Genomic DNA, 11,033 nt, shown 5'->3' with positions numbered 1-11,033 from the left:
GGCACCTGGTATTCAGCACCAAAGTTGGCCTGTAATACACGCCAGTCGCTATGATATAAACCCGATAACTTATCATTAAGGAAAGCATAGTTTGACTCGGTATGGCCGATATCATTAAGGTATGCAGGATTGTCGTTGGCGTAAGGGCGCTCAAGCGGGGTATTCCTCAATACTGCAAAACGGGCAAGAAAATAGTCGTCACCACCCGGTACACCTGGGTTTTCGCGGGTTTCGATACGGCCATTAATGTCCATACTTACTTTAAGTCCGTTGGCAACTTTAACCGAAACATTCGACTGGATATTTGAACGGTTAAATTTGTACTCCTTACCTAACTGAGAGTTTTGGAACAGGTTAGTTGCCGATACGTAATAATTCACTTTGTCGTTACCGCCGGTAAAGTTGGCGTTAACTGAGTTTTGAGGAGCGTTGTTATTGGCTTTCAAAACATAATCGCGCCAGTTAAAGCTTTGGTATCCTTTTTCGGTACCTGCCTTATATTTATCAAGCTCGGCCTGGGTAATGCTGGTTGAACCGTTGCTGTTTACCTCGGCATCCGCGCGGTAGCGCATATAATCATACGAGTTGGTAAGCACATTAGGGAACCTGTACCAGTTTTGATAACCGGTGTAGGCATCAATGTTGATCCTCGCGTCGCCGGCACCTTTTTTAGTAGTTACCACCACAACGCCGTTGGCCGCACGCACACCATATATAGCGGCCGATGCGTCCTTCAGTACGGTGATACTCTCTACGTCGTTAGGGGCAAGGTTGTTGAACTGGCCTTCATCCTGCTGGATCCCGTCAATTACATATAAAGGTGTACCCATGTTACGGATCTGGATGCTGGCACTTGCTCCCGGCCTGCCTTCAGACTGCCTGAACGTTACACCCGGAATTTTACCTGCTAAACCCGTACTTACTGTCGAACCGGCATGTACACGATCAAGGTCTTTACTGGTAACCGTGGAAATAGCACCTGTAAGTGATCCTTTTTTCTGCGAACCGTAACCGGTTACTACAACTTCCTGCAAAGAGGCGTTTGATGCACGGAGACGCACCCGGATCGTGGTTTGGCCGTTTAGTGGCAGCTCCTGGGTGATAAAACCGATGTAACTAAACACCAACGTACTGTTTGCGCTGGGTACATTAATAGTGAAATTACCCCTAACATCACTTGTTGTACCACCCTGCGTTCCCTGCACCCTGATAGCTACACCGGTAAGCACTTCGCCGGTAGTATCAACAACAGTACCGGTTACCTTAATTTTATTTTGCGCCGATGCACGAAACGAAAAAAGGAAAGCGGTCATGATGAAGAAAGCAATTAGTGTTACTTTTGGGCCCCACTTACTGGGCGGCCACTGTACATGAGGACATCCCCCATGCCTGAGTAGTAAAAATTTTCTCATAAATGATCTATTAATTGGTTAAGTTTTGATTTTAAAAAATGTACAATTGACATATCTAAAATCAATGCTTCAAAGAAAAAGGATTTTGGCCGCGGCGATTAACCAAATCATATCAATACTTAGTCGAAATGTATCAATTTTCGGGAGGGTAAAAACGCTGCAACAGATTGGCTATATTTGCTTTAAGCTAATTATTTTGAGACCACTATACATTTTTTTATTACTTTTTACAGTATCATGCGGCATTAGTAATGCCCAGACTTACTACTTCAGGCATTACCAGGTTGAACATGGTTTATCGCACAATACCGTTTACTGCAGCCTGCAGGATAAGCGCGGCTTTTTGTGGTTTGGCACTAAGGATGGCCTTAACCGCTTTGACGGTTACACCTTTAAAACCTTCAGGCACAACCATGCAGATAAGAGCACCATCTCCAACAATATGGTGCATACCCTATGCCTTGATAAAGAAGGTACACTTTGGATAGGTACCGACGAAGGGCTTGATAAGTATGATCCCCTATCCGAAACATTTACGCATATAAATTCGGCCAATATTAATGGTGTGCGCAGCATCACCTTTGATGAACAGAATAACTGCTGGTTTATAGCCGGTGCCTCATTAATAAAGTATAACGCACAAACCGGCGAAAAAATTGATTACTGGCCCTGGCAGCACTTTGAAGCTACATCTGTAGTTATTATTAACGGTACAGTATGGGCATCAACCTCATCAGGTGTTATGGAGAAGCTGGACCTGGCAAGCCGCACCTTCACCGCATACAACGTATTTAAACCAACTGATAAGGTTACATCAAAGTTTATCGAGAAGATCTATTATGCCGGTAACAACAAAATATTTGTAGCTACTAACAGTCACGGTTTTAAGGAATTTGATGCCGAAACAGGGAAATATAGGGACCTGCTTAATTACAACCCGGATAAAACAGCCATTTACGTACGCGATTTTTTAAAATACAGCGATACCGAATATTGGATAGCGACAGAATCGGGCGTATTCATTTATGATTCGGTAAAGGGAACATTCCTCAATCTCAGAAAACATTTCAATGACCCTTATTCCATCTCTGATAATGCTGTTTATTGCCTTTTTAAAGATTCGGAAGGTGGCGTTTGGGTAGGCACTTATTTTGGCGGACTTAATTATTATCCTCAGCAATATTCAACCTTTAATAAATTTTATCCCGAGCCTGAGCCAAATTCGCTCAAGGGAAACGTAGTGCGTGAAATTAATAAAGACATGTATGGGAACTTGTGGATGGGAACTGAAGATAACGGACTTAACAAATTAGCGCCCGATAAGCACACCTGGACCCATTACTATCCCGGCGGAAGCGCCAGCATCTCCAACACCAACATTCACGGCATATTACCCATAGGCAATGAACTTTTTGTAGGCACTTTTGAAAGGGGCCTGGATATCATGAACATTAAAACCGGTAAAGTTGAACGTGTTTACCTTGCCGGGAACCGAAGTAATGATCTTAAAAGTAACTTTATAATTTGCTTTTGCAAAACCAGAAACGGGCTCGTTTTTGTTGGTACAACCAGGGGCATGTACCTGTATAATTTGGCAACCAAGGATTTTACCCTGATAGATAAATTACCTCCGTATGATTTCATTTACGCTATTACCGAAGATCATAATGGCAGAATATGGGTTGGCACTGTACGGGATGGTATTTACTGCTACAATCCAATTACTAATACAAGCACTAAATTAAACTACCGTTACCCTGTTAAAAATATCCTTAATACTACAACAGTTAACGGTGTTTTTGAGGATAGCGACAATAAATTATGGTTTGCTACCGAGGGACTGGGTTTATGGAGATACGACCCGGAAAATGATAGCTATAAATTTTATGACAGTAATACTGGTTTCCCCAGCAATTACATTTTCAGGATTGAGGAAGATAATCATAAAAATTTGTGGATCAGTACTACCCGCGGCCTGGTTTGCTTTAACCCTGCTACAGAAACCATTAAAACTTATACCAAAGCAAACGGACTTCTCAGCGATCAATTTAACTACAACTCATCTTTTAAAGACGCCGATGGCACTATGTACTTTGGTTGCGTACGTGGCATGGTTAGCTTTAATCCTGCCAATTTTAAACAAAATCAGTTTATAGCACCGGTTTATATAACCGGTTTTCAGGTTCATAACAGAGAGATCTCTGTTAACGGGGCCGATTCGTTATTAAGCCAATCTATCATCAGCACAAAAAAAATCAGCCTTAATCATAATCAATCATCGTTTAGTATTGATTTCGCGGCGTTAAGTTTTCCATCGCCCGAAATGACGCAATATAAATATATGATGAAGGGCCTGGATAAGGGTTGGACCGAACTTAAACGCAACCGGAAGGTTTACTTTACCCAGCTTCAGCCTGGCCATTACACCTTTGTAGTAAAAGCGGCAAACAACAACGGAACCTGGAACCAAAAAGAAACCACCCTTGAAATTGACATAGCCCCCCCCTTTTGGGAAAGCGTTTGGGCATACATTGCCTATAGCATGTTGTTTTTACTAACAGGCTATTACTTGCTGAGAAGCTATCACCGCAAAACCCGCGAAAAAAATAAACGCATTATCGAAACCCTTGAAAACGATAAGGAAAAACAGATCTACAACGCTAAAATTGAATTTTTCACCAATGTGGCCCATGAGATCCGCACCCCTCTAACCCTAATTAAAGGGCCAATGGAAAAAGTGATCAGGAAAGCCGAGCATGTTCCGGAGATTCAAAACAACCTGAAGATCATGGAAAAGAATACCAACCGCCTCCTTGACCTTACCAACCAGTTACTTGATTTCCGGAAAACTGAAACCAATGGCTTTAGTCTCAGTTTTGTTAAAACCGATATCATCGACATGCTTGCCGATACCTTTGTGAGGTTTAAACCCATGGCCGAGCAAAAGAACCTCAGCTATACCTTTAAGCATCCGGCTAAAACTGTTTATGCCTATGTTGATATTGAGGCGTTCACCAAAATTATAAGTAATCTGATCAATAATGCCATTAAATACAGCAGCTCTGTTGTTGAGATCGAATTGCTTGATCACCCCGCCAACGATCCAACCTTTACCATCGAAATAAGGAATAACGGACACCTGATCCCTTTTGAAATGCGTGAAAAGATCTTTGAGCCTTTCTTCAGGATGAAGGAGTCGGAAAAGCAAATTGGCACAGGAATAGGGCTTTCTTTGTCGCGCTCGCTGGCCGAACTGCATAAAGGTTTACTGGTGTTGAATAAATCTATTAACGATTTTAATATATTTAACCTTACTTTGCCTGTACACCAGGAAAAAGAATTCGACCTGCATATTACCCCCGATGAATATGAACAGGCAGACCTAAGTAACAGAGAGGAGAATATTGACTTTATGAAACCAGTTATACTTTTAGTGGACGATAACCCGGAAATACTTGATTTTATTTCGGATGATCTGAGCGACAAATATTCGGTTATTAAAGCCCTTAACGGCCAGGAAGCACTGGATATGATAAGCATTGAGAACATCCAGCTTATTATAAGTGACGTTATGATGCCCGGGATAGATGGATTTGAACTGTGCAAAACCATTAAAACCAATTTCGATTACAGTCACATACCAATCATACTGCTTACTGCTAAAAATACCCTGCAAAGTAAAATTGAAGGACTGGAAGTTGGTGCCGATGCCTATATCGAAAAACCATTTTCGCCCGAGCATTTACAGGTACAGATAGCAAACTTGCTCATCAACCGCAATAAGATAAAGGATCATTTTGCAAGCTCGCCGTTGGCGCACATCAAGTCGATGGCGTATTCAAAACCCGATGAAAGCTTTTTGGATAAGCTGAACGGTGTTATCTACAAAAACATCCAAAATGCAGAACTTGATGTTGAGCAGATTGCAAACCTCATGAACATGAGCAAGCCAACCCTGTACCGAAAAGTGAAAGCTATATCAAACCTTACCATTAATGAGCTCATCAATATCACCCGTCTTAAAGCTGCAGCTCAGCTACTGGAAGAGGCTGATTATAAAATTTACGAAGTGGCCAATATGGTAGGTTACAGCTCACAATCGCACTTGGGCCGTAACTTTTTGAAGCAATTTGGAACTACGCCTACGGAATATCAGGCTGCTAAGCGGAGTAAGGCAAAACAGGTCTGATTTAAGTAAGCACAGCGCTGTTCGAAGTCTCTGACTTCGAATCCAATATGTATGTAGTTTGTAACTACATAAAATCACTGTAGTCTGAAGACTACAGGCATAATAATCCGAAGTCAGAGACTTCGGATAGCGGTTAGCGGTTTATTTAAGGACATCTGGGCGCTTCAATCACTTCCTCGTATGCAATTTGGTCAAAGCAAACTGCCCTATCCTGTCGCCTTCATCTACACCATTGGTAATAGATGGCATATAATGAATGCCACCATAAAACCTGCTGATGGCTGCTTCTTCGGCCGCGGCTTTAAATGATTTGAAGTTACGGGCCGGGATAGAAAATTCCATTTCTGTTGAATCTATAAAAGAAAATTCATCGCCAAACAGTTTACTTAATACCGCTGCCGAAGCTGTAGAAACCACGCTATGCCCGCTTGTATATTCCGGGAAAGGCGGGGTTTGCAGCAGTGGCATCCAGCTTTGATCAATATACTGGTTAATATAAGTTTCGGGCCTGATCACGTTGCTTCGGTACTTTTCATCCCAGCAGTTTATAAAACTATCTGCAATAACCACGGCTATACTGGCATAAGCTTCGGAGCTCCGCACGTAATCAGCCTTTGCTTTACGGCAAACCAGCGCAGTGATATTGATCCAATGCCCTCCCGGCGAGATCTTTTTGGTGGCAAACATGGTATGCCCGTTGATATTCACTTTAAAAGGATTATCATCCCAAAAAGTGGCAATGGTGGCCTCGTCATCAGTAATATGTTTGCCCGTGTCGTATACTTCCATAGCCAGCTTGTAAAAATTACTGCCGGGGATATTACTAAAAGTAAAGGGATGTGATGGTTTAAACTGCTGTGCCGAATCGAGCAAAAACGGGCGGATCTCGTTCCAGTGAGGCTCCACTCCTTTCATGTAAGCGGGCGGGGTAGGCTTCCAGCTGGCATCATCGGTTTGCACATCGTATTTTGATAATGAACGGGTATGTTTATAGTTATCCTTGCCTGCCCATTTAATGATCCTGTCGGCAATAAGCTTTCCGTATTCAATCGAATTATTGTATACACTGTCGGGCATCCCGGTATCCTTAAACTCCTGCATCAGTTTGTCATGAAAACCTTCAATCCGGCCCTCGCTCATGATCAGAATCTTGCCGACAGTTAAAATAGCATGCGATGCAGACAGCGTAAAACAGTATTTTTTTCCGGCGATAGGCTTCGGCACCGAGTCGAGCCCTTTCAGTTGCCCCTCAAGCGACTGGTAATGATTATCTCCATTACGTGCGGCCTCATACGCAGCCACGCTGATATAGGCATAAATACGACTGGCAACCGGCGGCGAATAAATATCATGACGTACCACATCGGTAACATCTTTTATAGACCGATGGATAAAATCGGGGTTTTCGGCCGGTTTTTCCCAGCTTTTTTTACCGCATGATGAGCAGGTTACAATAACAATAAGGGCAAAATATAGTCTCTTCATCATGATGAACAGAAAGGGCTTGATCAGTTTAATTGGTTTACCCATCAAAACAGGGTTTAAATCAAAGCTAACAGTTAATAAATATTTAAGTATGAGGCGATAGTAATTAACTAACTTTTGATACAATTTGCAGAATCAGGAATTATAAAATCCGTTTTCTTTACAATGGCTTATTGCATTATAACCAATAAGTTAAAGCTTAACCAAAGCATAAACCATCAATCAATTATTAACCATTTCTGCATGATAAAAAGTTTACCCAAAGCGTTTAAACTATCTACCCTATTGTTATTGTTTTTAGGTGTTGGCTGTTCAAAAAAATCATCCGGTCCAACGCTTTTCAAACTGCTTGATGCATCGCAAACCGGTATCGATTTTAAAAATACCATTAACGAAAGCGACAGCATCAACATCCTCAATCACCCTTACCTGTACAATGGTGCAGGCGTTGGTATTGGTGATTTTAACCATGACGGATTGCCCGATGTTTATTTTGCCGGCAACATGGTTGCCAATAAATTATACATCAACAAGGGCTCACTTACTTTTAAAGATGCTACCGATGCAGCAGGAGTAGCCGGTAATGGCGACTGGTATGCCGGTGTATCCGTAGTGGATATCAACAATGATGGCTGGATGGACATTTACGTGTGTTCGTCGTTCAAAAGCGCCCCCAACCACCGCAAAAACCTGTTATACATTAACCAGGGAAATAATAAAGAGGGCATACCAACCTTCAAAGAATCGGCAGCGGCTTACGGTCTACAGGATACCGGCTACAGTACACAAGCTGTATTTTTTGATTACGATCATGATGGCGATCTGGACATGTACCTGCTCACCAACTTTTTAGGCAAGGAAACACCCGTTGCCTATCGCCCTAAATTAACCGATGGCAGCGCCCAGAATAATGACCGGTTATATCGTAACAACGGCAATGGAACGTTTAGCAACGTAACCAAAGAGGCCGGCATATTGATAGAAGGCTTTGGTAACTCGGTTTCCATATGCGATGTAAATAACGATGGCTGGCCGGATGTTTACGTGGGTAATGACTTTATATCGAATGATGTGCTGTGGGTGAACAATAAAAACGGAACCTTCACCAATCGCGCAGGAGAGTATTTTAAACATACGGGCTGGTCGGTAATGGGATCGGATATGGTTGACATCAACAATGATGGTAAGGCTGATCTTGTATCGCTGGAAATGCTCCCCGAGGAGAATGTCCGTAAAAAAACCATGCTCGTGGGCGATAACTACATCACCTATATCAACAATAAAAAGTTCAATTACGAGCATCAGTATATCCGCAACGTATTGCAGCTTAACCAGGGGCAAACGCCGGCAGGTCACCCGCAATACAGCGAAATTGCTTACCAGGCAGGGGTTTATCAAACCGACTGGAGCTGGACTCCCCTTGTGGCCGATTTTGATAACGATGGCTACCGCGATATGATGATCACTAACGGTTATCCACGGGATGTGACGGATCTTGACCACGCCCTGTACAGTAACGACCAGGGACGTACGGGCAAAGAAAATACTACCCTTGCCGCGGCAGATTCATTCCCGGTAGTAAAAACATCAAGCTATGCTTTCAGAAATGCAGGCGGGTATTTGTTTAAAGATCAGTCGAAAGACTGGGGTATTGTAAAACCTACCTTTTCAACCGGCGGTGTTTATGCCGATCTGGATAACGATGGCGACCTTGACCTCGTGATCAACAATATCGACGATGATGCCTTTGTTTATGAAAACACTGCCAACAGCAAAACGCAGGTAGCTAAGGATCACAACTATTTAACCGTTGCCTTACAGGGCGATAGTAAAAACATTGGCGGTATTGGCGCAACCATTCGGATCTATTACAAAGGTAATCAGCAGTTTTATGACCAGCAGCCCTGCCGGGGATATATGAGTACCGACGACGCCCGCGGACATTTTGGTATCGGCTCATCAACTACAGTTGATTCGTTACGGGTACGCTGGCCCGATGGCAAAACCCAGCTGCTTACCAACGTAAAAGCTAATCAAACACTCACATTGCAATACAAAAACGCCTCGGGTTATTTCCCGGCTGATGCATCAGGAAAAATCATTCCCGTATTTCAGGAAGCCAATAATTCAACAGGTATAAAATATGTTCACCAGGAAAAGGATGCTATTGATTATAACATACAGCCTACCCTGCCACACAAGCTGAGCCAGTACGGGCCGGCCATAGCCGTTGGCGATGTGGACGGCAATGGATACGACGATCTTTTTGTTGGAGGATCTGCCGGTAACAAAGGCGTATTTTTTATGCAGGATGCAAGCGGTCATTTTACTGCGGATAACAACCGCTTTGTAAATGAAGAAATCAAAGATGAAGAAGATATGGGCGCCCTGTTGTTTGATGCCAATGGCGATGGCTTTCCCGATCTTTATATTGCAAGCGGTAGTTACGAATTTCAAAAAGGCCATACCACTGCTCAGGATAGACTTTATATTAATGATAGAAAAGGCCATTTCACCCGTGACCTTGCTGCTGTACCTGTGGAATACGATAATGGCTCATGCGTACGCGCTGCCGATTTTGATGGAGATGGTGATCTTGATCTTTTTGTTGGTTCGAGATCGGTTTCGGGTGCTTACCCTTCATCACCGGTTAGCCATTTACTCAGGAACGATGGCGGTAAGTTTACTGATGTTACCAGCCAGCTTTGCCCCGATCTGACCCATGGCGGCATGATCACCGATGCCTTATGGTCGGATTTTGACAAGGACGGTAAAGTTGATTTGGTTGTAGTTGGCGAGTGGCTGCCAATTACCTTTTACAAAAACACAGGGCATGGTTTCAGCAAAATCAAATCCGGCATCGACGATCATGTGGGCTGGTGGAACAGCATTGTTGCCGGCGATTTTAACAATGACGGCAATATCGATTATGTAGCCGGTAACCTTGGTCAAAACTCCAACTACAAAGCATCATTTGAACAACCCATGACCATTATGGGTAAAGACCTGGACGGCAACGGCTCATTCGATGCCATGATATTTTGCTATATGAAGGACGAGGACGGCTCACAGAAACCTTTCCCGATGCATACACGCGATGACCTGATCAGCCAGGTGATCTCCATCCGCAAAAAATATCCAAGCTACCGTGGCTTCGGTCACGCTACCATGAACGACCTATGGGCTGAAAAAGACAAAGAAGGTGCTGTTATCCTTAAAGCTACCGACATGAACACCAGCCTTATCACCGGTAAAGGCACTGGTACTTTTAGTATCAGTGCACTACCGCAAGATGCACAGATAGCCCCTGTTTATGGTATGATAGCCAAAGACATTGACCGCGATGGCAACCTCGACCTGGTAATGGTTGGCAACGACTTCGGGATGGAACCGTTCACCGGCAGGCATGATGCCTTTATGGGTTTATACATGAAAGGCAATGGAAAAGGCGGCTTTGCTCCGCTATCAATAGCCAACAGCGGTATTTATGTTGCCGGCGATGGTAAAGCACTCGCAAATATCCAATCAGCCAAAGGAGACCTATTGGTAGCAACCCAAAATCAGGATAGTGTTAAAGTATTCCGCAATTCCGGCGCAGCTCCGGGCAAGCGCTATATCAAGCTTAAACCTGATGATTTTTACGCCGATATCACCCTTAAAAACGGCAGCAAAAAGCATGTTGAGTTTTATTACGGATCAACTTATTTATCGCAATCATCAAGGGTATTGGAGTTGGATGGAAATGCAGGTGATGTGACTATAACAAGTTATAATGGGAGGAAAAGGAAGGGATAAATATTGCTTTATAAGACTTACGAAGTTTTAAAAACTTCGTAAGTCTGGATTCTGCAACTTGTTTTATAGTATTTCCGCCGCCGCTCGGCTCCAGCCGAGTGGCAGCTATTTCCAGGCCTCTGGCCTGCTACTCCGGCTTCGGCGGCCAGAGG

General features: G+C 43.4%; 4 protein-coding genes. 2 read left to right on the top strand and 2 right to left on the bottom strand.

Annotation, left to right across the window (positions count from 1 at the left end; translation table 11 throughout):
- Positions 1 to 1,313: SusC/RagA family TonB-linked outer membrane protein (locus VF500_RS30115; protein WP_330863202.1), on the bottom strand; the 1,313-nt coding region annotated here is incomplete at its 3' end.
- 295 nt (positions 1,314 to 1,608) lie between these two features.
- Here VF500_RS30115 and VF500_RS30110 point away from each other — a divergent pair.
- Complete coding sequence (locus VF500_RS30110; protein WP_330863201.1) at positions 1,609 to 5,601, top strand: hybrid sensor histidine kinase/response regulator transcription factor; 3,993 nt, start codon at positions 1,609 to 1,611, stop codon at positions 5,599 to 5,601.
- A gap of 168 nt (positions 5,602 to 5,769) precedes the next feature.
- Here the strand turns inward: VF500_RS30110 and VF500_RS30105 are convergent, their stop codons facing one another.
- Positions 5,770 to 7,131, bottom strand: a complete 1,362-nt coding sequence (locus VF500_RS30105) for a vanadium-dependent haloperoxidase (RefSeq protein WP_330863200.1) — start codon at positions 7,129 to 7,131, stop codon at positions 5,770 to 5,772.
- 198 nt (positions 7,132 to 7,329) lie between these two features.
- On the opposite strand from VF500_RS30105, the gene VF500_RS30100 reads away from it, so the two are divergent.
- On the top strand, positions 7,330 to 10,881 hold the full coding sequence (locus tag VF500_RS30100) for a VCBS repeat-containing protein (RefSeq protein ID WP_330863199.1): 3,552 nt from the start codon (positions 7,330 to 7,332) through the stop codon (positions 10,879 to 10,881).
- The last annotated feature ends 152 nt before the right edge of the window (positions 10,882 to 11,033 follow it).

It is taken from the genome of Mucilaginibacter sp. (assembly GCF_036383575.1).
In the GTDB taxonomy this organism is placed as follows: Bacteria; Bacteroidota; Bacteroidia; order Sphingobacteriales; family Sphingobacteriaceae; genus Mucilaginibacter.
Note: the sequence above shows the minus strand (reverse complement) of the source record. Positions and strands in the feature narration are given on the sequence as shown.

What these genes read in the sequence shown, in the direction of transcription:
- VF500_RS30105 (WP_330863200.1), bottom strand. Translation starts at nt 7,131, where the DNA reads ATGGGTAAACCAATTAAACTGATCAAGCCCTTTCTGTTCATCATGATG.
- VF500_RS30100 (WP_330863199.1), top strand. Translation starts at nt 7,330, where the DNA reads ATGATAAAAAGTTTACCCAAAGCGTTTAAACTATCTACCCTATTGTTA.